Consider the following 13,738-nt stretch of genomic DNA (forward strand, 5'->3'; position numbering starts at 1 on the left):
ATTTAAATTCCTAGCAATTACCAAAAATAGAGAAATCACTATGTTATCTAAAAGAATTTTACCTTGCTTGGATGTCAAGGCGGGCAGAGTTGTTAAAGGAATTAACTTTGTAGACCTCAAGGATGCTGGTGATCCAGTAGAACTAGCCAAGGTTTATAACGAAGCCGGTGCGGATGAGTTAGTGTTTCTGGATATTACGGCGACTCATGAAGACCGGGACACGATTATTGATGTGGTTTACCGGACTGCTGAACAGGTCTTTATTCCGCTGACTGTGGGGGGAGGAATTCAAACCTTAGAAAATGTTAAAGGTTTGTTACGAGCCGGGGCTGATAAGGTTAGTATTAATTCTGCGGCCGTCCGTAACCCAGATTTAATCAATCAAGCGAGCGATCGCTTTGGTAATCAGTGCATCGTTGTGGCTATTGATGCCAGACGTAGAATTGACCCCAATAATCCTGGTTGGGATGTTTACGTCCGTGGTGGTAGGGAAAATACTGGTAAAGATGCTTTACTGTGGGCGCAAGAAGTTGAAAAAAGAGGGGCTGGTGAATTGTTGGTAACAAGTATGGATGCAGATGGCACTCAAGCTGGTTATGACATAGAGTTAACGCGAGCGATCGCCCAAGCTGTCGAAGTTCCTGTAATCGCATCTGGTGGTGCAGGAAATTGTGAACACATTCACGAAGCTTTAACCGATGGCCAAGCCGAAGCTGCATTATTAGCTTCTTTACTACATTTTGGACAGTTAAGCGTAGCGCAAATTAAAAATTATTTGCAGGAAAGAGCAGTCCCAGTCCGTCTCTCTTATTGATCCCAACTCCAGTCACCAAGCACATCTATCTCAGGTTGAACAAAGTTACCCAAAACAATGTTAATATTATTTTACTAGTATGAAGAAATATTAAGAAATATGTTGATTCCTATTTTACTTTTTGATGTGGCCTTAGTGGCCTGGTCGCTGCACCTGATGGAGAAAGCCTACGAAAATAAAGAATTTTCGCTGATGTTAGCCGGTACATTGGTTGCTCTAGCTGCGGCCGCTATGTTAGTGGTCTACTTTTTGATGGGACACTGTATGAGCTATTTATTACAGGTATCCTAGAAAAAAGTTTAACAATTAGGCCGAATAATCTACATATATTGAACAATTAAGATCCCCTGATTCTTAGAGCAGTCGGGGATTTGATATATTTAATTTATGCTAAAGCGCAATACTGTTTCTACTATGTCTGATTGAACAATGATTATACTTTTTTAAACTGGGAATAGAGGAGCGGTAGAACCTGTTAACTCTTGGTATCGAATGATAAAATCTGCATCATGGCAGAATTTTACAGTCTTTAGCTGAATCTTTACCTCTTTGAGCAGGAGCGTCACATTTATTAATTCTCTTCATTGCTTCTACATAATGAGAATCATCTATTGCTATTTTCTCACATTTATCTAGGAGACTTTTGGAAAGATTTCCCAGGTGTTCAGGGAGATTTAGAGTTTTTATTATTTGTCCAAAATCATGGTTAAAATCAAAGATAATATTTGCAGCATTAACCATTTTCTCTCTTTTTAGTTCTGCCTTTTTTATTTCTTCTGTAAGTTCAATTTTGACAGTTTCTATGTTTTCTTTCCATATACAAACCAAGCATTTGGATCTTTTTGGAAAAGGATTAAACCCGCAGCTTCTAAACCATCTCCTGTAGTATGTTCAAAACAGTAAGCTTTTTCTTCTAAGAGAACTGCATTTTTTTCGCGTTCGTAAGCTCTTGACCAATTGTTTGGACAATTATCAGTTAAATGTTTGATTAATTGGTCAATATCATAGCTATTGAGGTATATATATAAGTCTCGAAACTTTTTCATCGCTTACTTTTTTCGTTGACTATCAGTTAAGCATAGATAACACGCAAAGAGTCTAATTCATTCGTATCAGTTAGAACTTTACCTAATAACTCACTGAAATATACAACTTCATAATTAGGTGTAAGTTCTTTTTGTAGTTGTTTCCATAAACTAATACCTTCTTCCTCAAAAGCTGCTTCTTCTTCTGGACTCAAATCTGGTGAATTACCAGGATCTTGCCAATTTAATGTGGCATTATAATCAGTAGCCCATTTTCTCAAATGGTTAATAGTTTCTTGGCTGAGGGGCAATCTTGCTGGGTCAATGTTACCAACTTTATCAGCATCTGCCCACCATAAAGGGTCGCATCCATAATCAGCCATTAGTTTGATTTTTATTGCCATAGCTATAGTAAATAGGGTTGGGACATAGATTTTTGCAAGATTACGAAAAAGCTAGATGTGTAGGGGTTTAGCTTATGCTTTACCCCTACCTATAGAATCAAATGATTAAGCCATTTTGAGCATACTCTGGTGGAATCATGGTAAGGAGGCGGGATTAGCTCCAACTATATAACCATTATCACCTACCGTCACTGCTATAAGCTGCTTTTTTCCATTAAAAATTACTTCATATATTTCTCTGGGAGGTTCTGCTGTTCCTTGATAACCAAGAAACGTTCCACTGGTTACAGCAGCAATAACAGCATTAGGGATTTCCTCCTCAGAAATTCCACGTCTAGCAAAATCCTCTTTATGCTCCTTTAAAATGTGCGCTAGTCCACTTGCTCTTTTAGTAACTTTACCTTCTTCTAAAAATACGATTTTACCATTTGCTTGTTTGGCAATCTTCACTATTTTGTCAGGGTTATGCTTAATGCCAGCCTCGCGTAGTGAAGCAAGTAATGCCTCTCTATATTCGTGCATAATTTTTTCATAATTTTTTAGTTTTAATCAATTATCAATATATAGGTTCTAATACTATCTTAATATCTAAGTTTTTGTCAAGTCTCACGGCAAATAAAACTAAAGGGTAAAGAGCATAGATGACTCCTTAACCCTTAATCTTATCAATTCACCTAAAACCTAAGCTCCTACAGATTCCTTAGCGGCATACAATACCTCAGCCGAGATATCTTTAAACCCACGTTCACGGGCAAACTTTTCGGTATTTCGCTTCACCTTCCCGCGCACAAAACCAGGAATTTTATTCAATTCTGCTTGTCCATCTTTTGTCCAATTCAAACCAGATTCCGCAGAAATTCCTTTGGTAATTACTTCCTTGGTATCGTGTCCACCAAAGATTTCTAAAAGGTGATCTTCCATTCCCAAAGTGAAGGAATTGTAGATTAAATCAGTGATTTGATTTGTGCCTTCATAACCCATAAATGGTTTGTAACCAATGGGGAAATTCTGCACGTGAATAGGTGCTGCAATGACACCGCAAGGAATATCCAAACGTTTCCCAACGTGGCGTTCCATCTGTGTACCAAATATAGCAGAAGGTTCAACGCGAGCGATCGCATCCCCAATTTCACCATGATCATCTGTAATTAATACTTCATCGCAATATTCGCTCACCTGTTCTCTAAACCAGTCAGCATCATACTTGCAATAAGTACCAGCCCACACCACATGAATCCCCATTTCCCGTGATAAAATCTTTGTTAAAGCCGCCGCATGAGTATTATCACCAAAAACCACCGCTTTCTTACCAGTCAAGTTCTGACAGTCAATAGAACGGGAAAACCAAGCAGCTTGGGATACGTGCAAAGTTTGTTCATTGATGAAATCTTCGTAATTAACCTCAGCACCTTGGGCGTTAATTACCTGCTGAATTTTACGGATACATCTGGCAGTTTCCACCACACCCATTGGCGTAATATCTACGTAAGGAGTCCCGAATTCTTCTTCTAAATATTTAGCTGTAGTTAACCCCAGTTCCCGATAAGGAATTAGATTAAACCAAGCTTGAGGCATAGTTTTTAACTCGTGAACAGACGCACCTTCAGGAATGACAGTATTTACCTCAATTCCCAAATCAGTCATTAACCGCTTCAATTCCGTGACATCGTGGTTATTGTGGAAACCAAGAGTAGAAACCCCAATGATGTTAACTGAGGGTTTAGCAGTTTTCTCTGTTGTTAATTCCCCTCGCTTCCGGGCTTTATCAATGTAATATTGGACGATTTGTTGTAAAGTCCGGTCTGCGGCTTGTAATTCGTTGTAGCGGTAATGGTTCACGTCCGCCAGCATTACGTCCCCTTTTGCTTCCAACTGCGCTCTTTCCACAAAGTTGTGTAAGTCTTCTTGCAAAATGCTAGAGGTGCAGGTGGGGGTTAAAACAATTAAATCTGGATGTTCTTCCGCATCTTTGCGGGTAATGTTATCTACCACCTTTTCTTGAGAACCCCGCGCTAAAACGTTTCTATCAACGACGCTGGTTGTAACTGGGGTGAAGTTTCTCTCCCGCGATAGCATGGAACGCATAACGTTGAAGTAATCATCACCGAGGGGTGCGTGCATGATGGCATGAACGTTTTTAAAAGAACTAGCAATCCGCAAAGTTCCAATGTGGGCTGGTCCTGAATACATCCAGTAAGCCAATTTCATCCTGTGTTCTCCCTTGACAAGTCAAATAACTATAAGTGCTTGATTATTAAATCGTTTCTGATTTTCTCAAACCTAACCGCGATGAACAAATAAGGTTTGTTGCGAGGTTATTTGGTGTGGGAGACGGTGAAACCTAGTTCCTGACTGGGTTATGGCTGATTATTTAAACAATATTTATGTTGTTTAAGTAAATAAATCTTAATAATTTGCAAAATATATTGGATCAAAATTAACCATAATCATGACGAGATTCTTGAACCATAAGATTATATCAAATCGGAACTCTTAACGAGTTTAGATGTGGCTTTATTGATGCGTTGTATTAATATAGAAAATCATGATCTGGATCAAAATCTGCTGGAACGGGTGGGGCATTTTCAAATAAACCCTGAAATGCTTTAATCCTAGATTTTCTTTTTGGTGTTTCTGGCATTAGTCCACTGGTTGGGGCTGTGGTATGATCAAGGGTATCTGTAGCTGGCCAGACTACGATTTCCATATTTCCAGAGGGTAAATTCACGGGTTCGATAATCAGCAAGTTACCAGATTGATCAATTTTTCCTTTGAGTTTGTATGCTTGCATGATATTTTTCATGAGACTCTGTTTATATATTATCTCGCGTTGAGCAAAATTCAATCTCTAAACTTGGGTTTAAATTATGATAACTACACTCATTGAACGAGAAGCAGAACCAATTTTAATTAGCGACTTAACCTGGAGAGAATTTAAAGCTGTTGAACAGCTAATTGAGCGCCCAGGGTTAAGGTTATCTTTTTTAGATGGAGTTTTGGAGATTCGGAAAATGCCGGGAAAAAAACACGAAACTATCAAAAAACGTATTGCTTCTTTAGTAGAAATTTATTTAGAATTTTTGGAATTAGATTTTACTCCTACTGGTTCTGTTACTTTAGAAAATGAATTTGAAAAAGTCAAAAAAGAAGGTGATGAATCTTATGAATTGGGAGCAAATAGAAAACATCCTGATTTAGTAATTGAGGTGGTTGTTAGTAGTGGTGGAATTAATAAACTGGAAGCATACAAACGGTTACAAATTCCTGAAGTTTGGTTTTGGATGAATGATGAGTTATTGTTTTATAGTTTAGGAAATAAGGGATATGAATCTGTTACTAAATCGCAACTTTTATCGAGTTTAGATGTAGATTTATTGATGCGCTGTGTTAATATAGAAAATCATGCTCAAGCACTGCGGGAATTTCGAGCAGGGATAAAAATTACAGGATAGGATAAAAATGAGATATTCTAAAATCCAATAAAATATAAATATAACTATCAAGTGAGTTTGTATGCTTGCATAATCTTCTTCATAAGACTCTGTTCCTATATTATCTTGCGTTGAGCAAATTCATTTTAATATACAGCATCATGGCTGCCAATATCTATCAATAAAATAACCATTTCTAATAACTCCTCATCTTCAGAAAAATTAAAGATAATTCTACAATCATAAGCAACGGAACAAGACCATAAATCTGCTAAATCTCCTCCTAATTTATGAGATTTCAAAGACGGTGTAAATGGATCATCTGCCAAAAGTCTTAATACGTTAATAATTTGATTTTTTAATTGCGGGTTTTTCTTTGTAATCTTCTTGAAAGACCTCTTAAATCCACTACTCCAAACAACTTCCATCATCATCTCCTAGTAAATCAGCAATCAAATCATCAACAGTTCCTCTCTTTGCTGTACCATCCTTAAAAGCTTGTTTAAGTTCCTCCGCATTAGTTAAAATTTCAGTCCTTCTTTTCTCACTTCGTTGCTTTTGAAGAAACTCAAATAAATACTCTCGATCTTCTGTGGGTAAACTTTCAATAGAATTAATAATTTCTTGTAAAGTCATCATAGAACCTCCTAACACAGTAAACCATAGTTTTGCTAGTTCTATTTTAAATCAGTCAAGGAGAGTTTGTTAGTTCCTCAATTAATTGTTCAGGGGTGAGAATTCGTGGTGTGATGACGGGAAAATCTTGAGGATTACGGGTAATAATCCCATCTAATTGATTAACTACCGCAGTGGAGTATTGAATAGCATCTTCAAAATCCTTAAAATTAGTTGTGAAAGCCATTGTAATTACAGCCTGATTTACAGTAGCAATTTGACAGAAGGTAACTAGCTGATTTAAATAAGTAAGCGTCCAATCTCGACCTCTGGCTTTACGGATAATGTAATACAAATCACTAACAGTTGAGGCTGAAATATAACCTGCAATTGTGCCTTGTTCAATTAGTGATAAAACTTATTCACTTGCATCCCAAAAAGGTTCTCTTTCCAAGGCATTATCAATAATGATGTTAGTATCTAGCAAAATTTTCACAAGTTATGTTTCTCCTTTAAATATTCCCATTTAGCTTGGTCTGGATCAAAATCGGCTGGAAAGGGTGGGGCATTTTCAAATAAACCCTGAAATGCTTTGATTCTAGATTTTCTCTTTGGTGTTTCTGGTGCTGGTTCACTTGTTGGGGTTGTGGTATTATCAAGCATCTCAGTAGCTTGCCAAACTACAATTTCTACATCTCCTGGGAGTAAATTCACTGGTTCGGTAATCAGCAAGTTACCAGATGGATCAATTTTTCCTTTGAGTTTGTATGCTTGCATGATGTTTTTTATAAGAGGATGTTTATATATTATCTCGCATTGACTAAATTGCATCGTGTATTTCCATAGCACAATCTTTTTATTTACACCAACTATATATTTATTTGTAGCAGTAGTCACTTGTTACTGTATTGAGTATAATTTATTTAATTAACCGCTTCTATCAAATATAAAAAGGTAATCATCCATGTCTGACGATTCCCAGCGTAATTCTGCTGTAAATGCGGCTGCGACAACCAATATTCACCACGTCAATTTACAGGATTTACCTTTAAGTACAGCACGTAGATTATATAAAGGTGGTGTTCGTCCTGGTGAACCTATTAGAACCAGGATTCAAGCCCAAGAGATGTTAGATAAGATTCCCCCTTCTCAACGTGCGGGTATAGATAGTCAAACTGCGGCGAATAATGCCAAAGATTACCTATCTGATAAGCACGCTAGTCACATTAAACCCCACAGTAAAGGGGGTTCTAATGATCCGAGTAATATCAGATGGGAGAATGGCAAAGACAATATGGCTCGTGGTGATAAAACCATGACTAGTCGGGAGCAAATGAGATTAAATGCTAAATACCACTTTGATAACTTAACTGGTGCTATTAAAGCAGGATTGCAAGCTGCACCAATAGGGGCGGCTGTGGGTGCAGTTACAACTGTACCTTTTTCACTTCTAACTCATGGGTTGCGTGTAGTTCGGGGGGAAATTTCTGCACAGGAAGCCGCTACAGCAACATTAAAAGATACTGTTATGGGTGGTGCAGTTGGGGGTGTAACAGCATTTACAACAGCAACATTAGCAGCGGCTTGTCCACCAATAGCGATCGCACTAACCACAGTAGCACCTTTATTAGCTGTTGTTGGTGTTGGAGGTATGGCTGTTGAGTTTTTCAGAATCTTAGATGATCACAAACAGGCTGTAAAAACCTATTATGAATCTTTAACTCGGACAGAATTAAGAAGATTACAAGAAATTGAAAATGAACTGATTTATGAACATCAGAAAAATCTAGAATTTTTGGCAGAAGCAAAAGCAATTAATCAAGAAATTACAAATCGTCCAATTGCACCGGGAATAGAAGGGGCTATGCAAAGGTTACATGAATCAGTAGCTATTGCTCAATCTTTAGGTCTTACATCAGCAGATAGTAAGTTATTGCCTAATTCTCAACCTGTTTACCTTCCTCCTAGTCATTAAATAATAAATCAAGAATTATATGATTTTGATATTACCTTTTGTAATCAGTGCTGTTGGTTTTGCTGTTGGTGCTGTTGCAGGTGCTTTTACTTCTCATGCTGTTGGAGAAAATGATAGACAAGCTGCTAAACATCACAGAAAAATTGCAAATGAATTAGTTGAGAAGCTTTATTATCTAAGCTCATTCAAGAAGGAAAAGCAACTGATAGCCATATTAAGGATTTTGAAAAGTTTTATATCATTAAATATGCAGAAAGAGATGAAAAAGGTAGGAGAATTATTCCCTTAGCAGAAGAAATTGCATCTCAAGCTTTAAAAGATAATATGATACTAACATTATCGTTAGATTTATTACCAAAGATGATGAGCCACAGTATCAACAAAGTTTAGCATTATTCAAAAATAAAAATATTTTTATTGCTGATACTGTCATTTTAGAAACTGAATGGGTTTTAAGGTTTGCTTACAAGTTTAAATCTTTAGAAATTTGTCAGGCTTTTAGAAAGATTTTTGGTTTACCTAATGTTTATTTAACTAATGAAAAGTTGATTTTACAAGTTATTGAATGGCATGAAAATGGTATTGATTTTGCAGATGCTTTTCATTTAGCTTCTAGTAATCATTGTTTAGAGTTTTATACTTTTGATGAAAAATTTATTAAAAAATCTCAAAGTTTATCTAATTCAACAGTAAAAAAACCTGATTTGTAAATTCATTAAATTAGTTATTATTACAGCAATAAAACCACTTGATAGGTTTCAGATAACTAAAATTTTACTCCTCCAAACAATTTTTTAAAATGAAAACAGACAGCATATTTTACCGATTATTTCAAGAAATACCCAGCATATTTTTTTGTCTAAGTTTGTAGCAAAGTGTAATATTTTTAAATTGAGGCAGAGCCTCATATATTTCATTACCTGTCAGAGACAGGTAACGAGAAGTAACTACTCACCTAAATTAATCGCTGGATTTCTTTTAAAAAACCCTCTTGGCATGAGTTTAAAACTTACTTGATGTCGTGGCATTACAGGCCAATCTTCTGGACGAGGAACGTGAGTTATACCCATTGTGTACCAGACAACAATATCTTCATTTTCCAAAGATTCATTATCAGCAATATATTTAGGTAAACCCTCTCCTGGTAATGTTTGATTAGGATAATCACCACCTGCATACATTTCAGAAGATTTATATTTTGTCGTCCAAAAATGATGAGTTGCAAAACCAGCTTTTTCTCTGATGTTTGCACCTTCCACTGCATACAAAATTGTATTGCTTCCTGGCATTAACATATATGCAGGTGCAACCCCTAAATGATTGTTTTTATCTGCACTCGCAATCATCCATTCTCGACTGTGTTTGATATCAGCATCACGCACGGCTTCGGTTTCTGTTTTCAATAATGTATCTTCAACAGTGATGGTATTTCCTAAAGGATTTTTTTCACTGATGGGTACAGAATTAACATTCATTTCCATGACATTATTATTTTGTCCATCAACGTCTAAATCTAGGCGATAATTGAAGAAGTGCTGATGATTGACACCAAAGATATTTTTAGCTAATAATCTTCCTAAAGCATTGCTAGATTGTTTCTCGTCAGATGTTCCTTGTGCTAAAACAATACCAGATAACTCATTTTCAATTTCTAAAGTTCCATCTTGATGAAATATCCAATTCAAACTATAATCATAATTGTCAACCGTTGTAATCATGTTCATGACTAATTCACGATTACGACGGAGATAATTTTTTTGGCTGTTGTAATTAAAATGCTTCCAGAGTACGCCGTTATCTCTTTCATAAATACCAATTACTCCGGGCATGGTATAAGGTTCTCCTTCACCATTAGCAAATGTGGCATTTAATAAAACGCCATTTTCAGGAATTTCTTGACCTAATTCTAGTTTGTTTGCTAATAAACCTATATTGTATTCTCCCACATCAAAGGCGTTACGAAATGACCAATTTGGATGAGGATCACCATAAGGAACTGCCATTTCTGAAAGACTGGCACGATATAAAACTGGTCTAATTTTTTCGCCATCATTATATTTAACTAGATACAAAACTAACCCTTCACGGGGGTGCATTAAATAACGAAATTGCCAACCTTGCCAAGTAATTTCGTTACCTTGAATTTTGAAGGTTTTACCTTCTGGTTGAATAATTTTTAATGGTTTAGGTGGTGGTGTTAATTTACTGAAAGCTTGAATGTCATAGTCCCAGTTTTCTTGAGAAATAGGAATTACACCATTATCAACGAAATTAGAAACTTCCTCTTTATTTAAATCAACTGTAACTAAAACACCTTCGATGGGACGTGAGTAATAATTCCAGTTTTTACCTTGATAATAGGATAAGGCGCGACAAATACGATGATTGACTTTTTCTTCGGCTTTGGTGAGTATTCCTGCTGACCAACAAGTAACTTCTACTTCGTTAAAATCTTTGATTCCTCTTTTTCGCATCGCTGTTTGCCAACGGGGATCAGATTTCACTACTTCCCTTACTAATTGATAATCTGGGGGTAAAATAGCGGGTTGAACATGAGGTATTTCTTGCCAGGAAGTTAGGGTTTTGCTGTTTAAGTTAACTGTTCCAGTGAAGGTTTTATTGAGTTCGCGTTCATAAACTTGCAAAAAAACCTGACGTGAAAATTTTTGGTCAGGTGTAAAATTCAAGACTTGTTTTTTATCGGGTTCTTGTAAAGTTATCATGGGAAAAAATGCTGTATCACTTAATGTTTTTTCCCGTTTTAATACTTCTACTGCGGTGGTAATTTCGGTTTCTGTTAAGGGGTTGAGGGGATGGTTTACTGATGCTTGAGCAGATGCAATATTAATAAATCCCAAGTTTAGAGAAATACAAATAACTAAGGAAATAGTCAGCCTAAATAGGGTTTTTGGTTGGGCAATATTCCCACACCACAAGAATATATCATTTGTTTTTGGGAAATGCAAAAAAAAATTGAGCTTTTGTATCATATTGTTTGAGAATTAAGCACAGTTAATCAATATCTATTGATTTCAAAACTCTCATTCAAAAACAGTATAATTAACAAAAAAAATGAATAAAAAGATCCCCGACTTCTTCAAGAAGTCGGGGATATGGGCATTAAATATTAAGTTAAGCAGTAACCAATCTCCGCAAAGATTCAGCCCGACGTTTAGCTGTGGCGTTATTAGGTGCAAATTTTAGTGCTTCTTCATACATTTGCAGCGCCTGAGCAGTTAATTTTTTCTTCTCGTAAGCATGACCAAGATTATTCAAGGCGCTGATATAATCAGGTTTTAATCTCACTGCTTCTTTGTACTGCTTAATTGCTAAATCATATTGTTCCTGAGCAAAGTAAACATATCCTAAACCATTGTAGACTGGAGCAACAGTTTCTTCTCCCTCTTCTTCAGCGGCTTTGAGTGCTTTTTGAAATAGGGGTATGGCCTGGGTAAAAACTTTTTTTTCTGAATAAATACTGGCTAATTCGTAATATTCTTGAGCAGTACCTTTTTCTTTTGTTAGTTTGGTTTTTAGCCGGGAAAGGGAATTTTCAAGTTTGCGCGTTTTGAAAATTTGACGAAAAACACTCACACCTGCAAATAGGAGTAAAACGACGAAAATTGAGAGATAAATGATTACTAGGTTGTTATCCATTGGCTGCAAATACAAATATTAAACGTCTTTTCTCTATCTATTATTCAGCTTTCTGGGAAAATGCGGAAATAAATAAATTAAGATTTAACAATAAAAGTTCATAAATTCTGAATTATTAATTATACATTCTAAATTATTTTAGTTTCCAATAGTCTGTACGTTCTTTGAGCCAACCTGTGACTGTATAACGAGCGATCGCTTCATTTACCCATCTTCTTAATCCATCATACTGCAATCCTTTGGGCATGACTACAGACAAAGGTTCTGTTGATAGTTTGCTTGACAATATTTGATACTGTGGATATTCTTGCACCCAACCGCTTAAAACGCTGATATCAGCCGCAAAGGCATCCGCTTTACCGCTTTCTATTTGTTCTCTTCCTTGGGTGTAGGAATTAACACCGACTAATTCAGCATTAGGTATAAAGTATTGTATATATCTTATGGTACTGGAGTTGTTGAGTACGGCGATTTTACGTTTAGATAAATCTTGTAGCTGTTTAATATCTGTATTTTTTGTAACTATAGCCGCGCCATCATAATAGTAAGGAACACTGAAGCTAACTATGCGTGAGCGTGATTCAGTGGCTGTGACTCTGGCGATCGCCAGATCAACTTGATGATCAAAAACAGCAGGTAAGCGATCGCTATTAGCTACAGGTTGCAATTTCACAGCATCTGCTTTACCTAACAAATCAGCTGCCAAACGCTTGCTTAAATCAATCTCTAACCCTTTTAAATTGCCGTTATCATCCCTAAATCCCAAAGGACGGAGATTATCCTTAACAGCCACAGTTAGATAACCACGCTGCTGAATTTCTGGCATAGTTGCCGCAGACGCAACCAGATTTATTTCCCCAAAGCACAGGCAAGAAATCAAGCTGAAAATCAAAATCAAGGTAGCGGATAATACCAGATGTAACTGATTCATAATTGACCTTCGTTTATTGATGAGACGCTGCGATTTAGCGATACGCTCCTATTAAAAATTCAAAACTTTTAACTTTGTTTAATTTTGAATTCCCCGAAGGGATTATCTGTTACATCCGTTATTCATCCGTTGCCACCTTTATCCTTTCACCGAACTGGCCAGTTCTGCAACTTTAGCGAAGCTTGCAGGATCAAGAACTGCCAACTGTGCCAACATTTTGCGGTTTAGTTCAATGTTAGCTTTTTTGAGATTACCAATTAACTGGCTATAGCTCAAACCATGTTGTCTAGAAGCTGCGTTAATACGGGTGATCCACAGACGACGAAAATCGCGCTTTTTCTTTTTGCGATCGCGATAAGCACTGCGGAGTGCCTTCATCACCTGTTGGTTAGCGGTTCTAAACAAAGTTGAGTGAGAACCACGAAAACCTTTAGCTAATTTGAGAATTTTATTGCGGCGTTTACGGGCTACATTACCGCGTTTTACACGAGTCATTTCTTACAGTACCTGAAGGATTTACAAATATGGAAGCATTAAGCGCACGTTTTCTTCGTCCCGTTCATGGACAACTGCCATTTTTGACATATTGTTCTTTTTACTAGAGGATTTATGTTCTAGCAAGTGGTTTTTGAAAGGTTTACGACGTACAATTTTACCGCTACCGGTGGCGCGGAATCTTTTCGCTGCTGCCTTGCGAGTCTTGAGTTTAGGCATGGGATTGCTTTGAATCGACACAATCCACGATTATATACCAAGAGAACTCAATTAACCAACAATTCCTAAGATTTGGGAGATGGGGAGATGGGGAGATGGGGAGAAAGATTTACCTTCTGCCTTCTGCCTCCTGTACGGGCGAAGCATTCGGTTGATCAATTCTCAATTTTTG

21 protein-coding genes are annotated in these 13,738 nt (G+C 36.8%); 6 read left to right on the top strand and 15 right to left on the bottom strand.

What is annotated here, in order from left to right; translation table 11 throughout:
* Window positions 1–40: 40 nt before the first annotated feature.
* Entirely contained in the window at window positions 41–814 is a 774-nt protein-coding gene (gene hisF / locus VB694_RS18675; protein WP_323361835.1) for an imidazole glycerol phosphate synthase subunit HisF, read from the top strand.
* A gap of 99 nt (window positions 815–913) precedes the next feature.
* Window positions 914–1,105, top strand: a complete 192-nt coding sequence (locus VB694_RS18680; protein WP_190562787.1) for a hypothetical protein — start codon at window positions 914–916, stop codon at window positions 1,103–1,105.
* A 216-nt stretch (window positions 1,106–1,321) separates the two neighbouring features.
* On the opposite strand, the gene VB694_RS18685 is transcribed toward VB694_RS18680, so the two are convergent.
* From VB694_RS18685 to VB694_RS18710, 6 genes are all read right to left on the bottom strand, one after another.
* On the bottom strand, window positions 1,322–1,555 hold the full coding sequence (locus VB694_RS18685) for a hypothetical protein (protein ID WP_323361836.1): 234 nt from the start codon (window positions 1,553–1,555) through the stop codon (window positions 1,322–1,324).
* 59 nt (window positions 1,556–1,614) lie between these two features.
* Window positions 1,615–1,860 (bottom strand): hypothetical protein, encoded by a 246-nt coding sequence (locus VB694_RS18690; protein WP_323361837.1) that lies wholly within the window; start codon window positions 1,858–1,860, stop codon window positions 1,615–1,617.
* Between the two features lie 26 nt (window positions 1,861–1,886).
* Window positions 1,887–2,243: a hypothetical protein gene (locus VB694_RS18695; protein ID WP_323361838.1), complete on the bottom strand. Its 357-nt coding sequence runs from the start codon at window positions 2,241–2,243 to the stop codon at window positions 1,887–1,889.
* 135 nt (window positions 2,244–2,378) lie between these two features.
* Entirely contained in the window at window positions 2,379–2,765 is a 387-nt protein-coding gene (locus VB694_RS18700) for a hypothetical protein (protein WP_323361839.1), read from the bottom strand.
* 159 nt (window positions 2,766–2,924) lie between these two features.
* The gene (bchB, locus tag VB694_RS18705; RefSeq protein ID WP_323361840.1) at window positions 2,925–4,451 is read right to left on the bottom strand and encodes a ferredoxin:protochlorophyllide reductase (ATP-dependent) subunit B; all 1,527 of its coding nucleotides are present in this window, start codon (window positions 4,449–4,451) and stop codon (window positions 2,925–2,927) included.
* Window positions 4,452–4,773: 322 nt separating this feature from the next.
* Window positions 4,774–5,034 (bottom strand): hypothetical protein, encoded by a 261-nt coding sequence (locus tag VB694_RS18710; protein ID WP_323361841.1) that lies wholly within the window; start codon window positions 5,032–5,034, stop codon window positions 4,774–4,776.
* Between the two features lie 76 nt (window positions 5,035–5,110).
* On the opposite strand from VB694_RS18710, the gene VB694_RS18715 reads away from it, so the two are divergent.
* Window positions 5,111–5,695 carry a Uma2 family endonuclease gene (locus VB694_RS18715; protein ID WP_323361842.1) on the top strand — a complete coding sequence of 195 codons (585 nt, stop codon included), beginning with the start codon at window positions 5,111–5,113 and terminating at the stop codon, window positions 5,693–5,695.
* A gap of 125 nt (window positions 5,696–5,820) precedes the next feature.
* Here VB694_RS18715 and VB694_RS18720 read toward each other — a convergent pair whose 3' ends face one another.
* The 4 genes from VB694_RS18720 to VB694_RS18735 all read right to left on the bottom strand — a co-directional run bounded on the left by VB694_RS18720 (window position 5,821) and on the right by VB694_RS18735 (window position 7,066).
* The gene (locus tag VB694_RS18720) at window positions 5,821–6,102 is read right to left on the bottom strand and encodes a type II toxin-antitoxin system YafQ family toxin (RefSeq protein ID WP_323361879.1); all 282 of its coding nucleotides are present in this window, start codon (window positions 6,100–6,102) and stop codon (window positions 5,821–5,823) included.
* Complete coding sequence (locus VB694_RS18725) at window positions 6,083–6,313, bottom strand: hypothetical protein (RefSeq protein ID WP_323361843.1); 231 nt, start codon at window positions 6,311–6,313, stop codon at window positions 6,083–6,085. Before VB694_RS18725 ends, VB694_RS18720 begins: the two co-directional genes overlap by 20 nt.
* Before the next feature lie 52 nt (window positions 6,314–6,365).
* Entirely contained in the window at window positions 6,366–6,695 is a 330-nt protein-coding gene (locus VB694_RS18730; RefSeq protein ID WP_323361880.1) for a PIN domain-containing protein, read from the bottom strand.
* An 86-nt stretch (window positions 6,696–6,781) separates the two neighbouring features.
* Window positions 6,782–7,066, bottom strand: a complete 285-nt coding sequence (locus VB694_RS18735; protein ID WP_323361844.1) for a hypothetical protein — start codon at window positions 7,064–7,066, stop codon at window positions 6,782–6,784.
* Window positions 7,067–7,253: 187 nt separating this feature from the next.
* Here VB694_RS18735 and VB694_RS18740 point away from each other — a divergent pair, with 187 nt between their 5' ends.
* The 3 genes from VB694_RS18740 to VB694_RS18750 are packed head-to-tail and all read left to right on the top strand — an operon-like array spanning window position 7,254 to window position 8,974.
* Window positions 7,254–8,264 (top strand): hypothetical protein, encoded by a 1,011-nt coding sequence (locus tag VB694_RS18740; RefSeq protein WP_323361845.1) that lies wholly within the window; start codon window positions 7,254–7,256, stop codon window positions 8,262–8,264.
* A 19-nt stretch (window positions 8,265–8,283) separates the two neighbouring features.
* Window positions 8,284–8,553, top strand: coding sequence for a hypothetical protein (locus VB694_RS18745; protein WP_323361846.1), 270 nt, complete (start codon window positions 8,284–8,286; stop codon window positions 8,551–8,553).
* 49 nt (window positions 8,554–8,602) lie between these two features.
* Complete coding sequence (locus VB694_RS18750) at window positions 8,603–8,974, top strand: type II toxin-antitoxin system VapC family toxin (protein WP_416233490.1); 372 nt, start codon at window positions 8,603–8,605, stop codon at window positions 8,972–8,974.
* A 237-nt stretch (window positions 8,975–9,211) separates the two neighbouring features.
* On the opposite strand, the gene VB694_RS18755 is transcribed toward VB694_RS18750, so the two are convergent.
* The 5 genes from VB694_RS18755 to rpmI all read right to left on the bottom strand — a co-directional run bounded on the left by VB694_RS18755 (window position 9,212) and on the right by rpmI (window position 13,566).
* Window positions 9,212–11,254 (bottom strand): primary-amine oxidase, encoded by a 2,043-nt coding sequence (locus VB694_RS18755; RefSeq protein WP_323361847.1) that lies wholly within the window; start codon window positions 11,252–11,254, stop codon window positions 9,212–9,214.
* 142 nt (window positions 11,255–11,396) lie between these two features.
* Window positions 11,397–11,921: a tetratricopeptide repeat protein gene (locus VB694_RS18760; RefSeq protein WP_323361848.1), complete on the bottom strand. Its 525-nt coding sequence runs from the start codon at window positions 11,919–11,921 to the stop codon at window positions 11,397–11,399.
* A 133-nt stretch (window positions 11,922–12,054) separates the two neighbouring features.
* Window positions 12,055–12,852, bottom strand: coding sequence for a transporter substrate-binding domain-containing protein (locus VB694_RS18765; RefSeq protein ID WP_323361849.1), 798 nt, complete (start codon window positions 12,850–12,852; stop codon window positions 12,055–12,057).
* Between the two features lie 138 nt (window positions 12,853–12,990).
* Entirely contained in the window at window positions 12,991–13,347 is a 357-nt protein-coding gene (gene rplT, locus VB694_RS18770) for a 50S ribosomal protein L20 (RefSeq protein ID WP_323361850.1), read from the bottom strand.
* A gap of 21 nt (window positions 13,348–13,368) precedes the next feature.
* Window positions 13,369–13,566, bottom strand: a complete 198-nt coding sequence (gene rpmI, locus VB694_RS18775) for a 50S ribosomal protein L35 (RefSeq protein ID WP_193938029.1) — start codon at window positions 13,564–13,566, stop codon at window positions 13,369–13,371.
* Between the last annotated feature and the right edge of the window lie 172 nt (window positions 13,567–13,738).

It is taken from the genome of Anabaena sp. UHCC 0451 (assembly GCF_034931405.1).
GTDB lineage: Bacteria > Cyanobacteriota > Cyanobacteriia > Cyanobacteriales > Nostocaceae > RDYJ01.

Excerpts from the sequence above, each read along its gene's own strand:
- VB694_RS18720 (WP_323361879.1), bottom strand. The coding sequence starts at position 6,102 with ATGGAAGTTGTTTGGAGTAGTGGATTTAAGAGGTCTTTCAAGAAGATT.
- VB694_RS18725 (WP_323361843.1), bottom strand. The coding sequence starts at position 6,313 with ATGATGACTTTACAAGAAATTATTAATTCTATTGAAAGTTTACCCACA.
- hisF (WP_323361835.1), top strand. The coding sequence starts at position 41 with ATGTTATCTAAAAGAATTTTACCTTGCTTGGATGTCAAGGCGGGCAGA.
- VB694_RS18760 (WP_323361848.1), bottom strand. The coding sequence starts at position 11,921 with ATGGATAACAACCTAGTAATCATTTATCTCTCAATTTTCGTCGTTTTA.
- VB694_RS18690 (WP_323361837.1), bottom strand. The coding sequence starts at position 1,860 with ATGAAAAAGTTTCGAGACTTATATATATACCTCAATAGCTATGATATT.
- bchB (WP_323361840.1), bottom strand. The coding sequence starts at position 4,451 with ATGAAATTGGCTTACTGGATGTATTCAGGACCAGCCCACATTGGAACT.
- VB694_RS18685 (WP_323361836.1), bottom strand. The coding sequence starts at position 1,555 with ATGGTTAATGCTGCAAATATTATCTTTGATTTTAACCATGATTTTGGA.
- VB694_RS18710 (WP_323361841.1), bottom strand. The coding sequence starts at position 5,034 with ATGCAAGCATACAAACTCAAAGGAAAAATTGATCAATCTGGTAACTTG.
- VB694_RS18695 (WP_323361838.1), bottom strand. The coding sequence starts at position 2,243 with ATGGCAATAAAAATCAAACTAATGGCTGATTATGGATGCGACCCTTTA.
- rpmI (WP_193938029.1), bottom strand. The coding sequence starts at position 13,566 with ATGCCTAAACTCAAGACTCGCAAGGCAGCAGCGAAAAGATTCCGCGCC.
- rplT (WP_323361850.1), bottom strand. The coding sequence starts at position 13,347 with ATGACTCGTGTAAAACGCGGTAATGTAGCCCGTAAACGCCGCAATAAA.
- VB694_RS18680 (WP_190562787.1), top strand. The coding sequence starts at position 914 with ATGTTGATTCCTATTTTACTTTTTGATGTGGCCTTAGTGGCCTGGTCG.
- VB694_RS18715 (WP_323361842.1), top strand. The coding sequence starts at position 5,111 with ATGATAACTACACTCATTGAACGAGAAGCAGAACCAATTTTAATTAGC.
- VB694_RS18745 (WP_323361846.1), top strand. The coding sequence starts at position 8,284 with ATGATTTTGATATTACCTTTTGTAATCAGTGCTGTTGGTTTTGCTGTT.
- VB694_RS18765 (WP_323361849.1), bottom strand. The coding sequence starts at position 12,852 with ATGAATCAGTTACATCTGGTATTATCCGCTACCTTGATTTTGATTTTC.
- VB694_RS18755 (WP_323361847.1), bottom strand. The coding sequence starts at position 11,254 with ATGATACAAAAGCTCAATTTTTTTTTGCATTTCCCAAAAACAAATGAT.
- VB694_RS18700 (WP_323361839.1), bottom strand. The coding sequence starts at position 2,765 with ATGCACGAATATAGAGAGGCATTACTTGCTTCACTACGCGAGGCTGGC.
- VB694_RS18740 (WP_323361845.1), top strand. The coding sequence starts at position 7,254 with ATGTCTGACGATTCCCAGCGTAATTCTGCTGTAAATGCGGCTGCGACA.
- VB694_RS18735 (WP_323361844.1), bottom strand. The coding sequence starts at position 7,066 with ATGCAAGCATACAAACTCAAAGGAAAAATTGATCCATCTGGTAACTTG.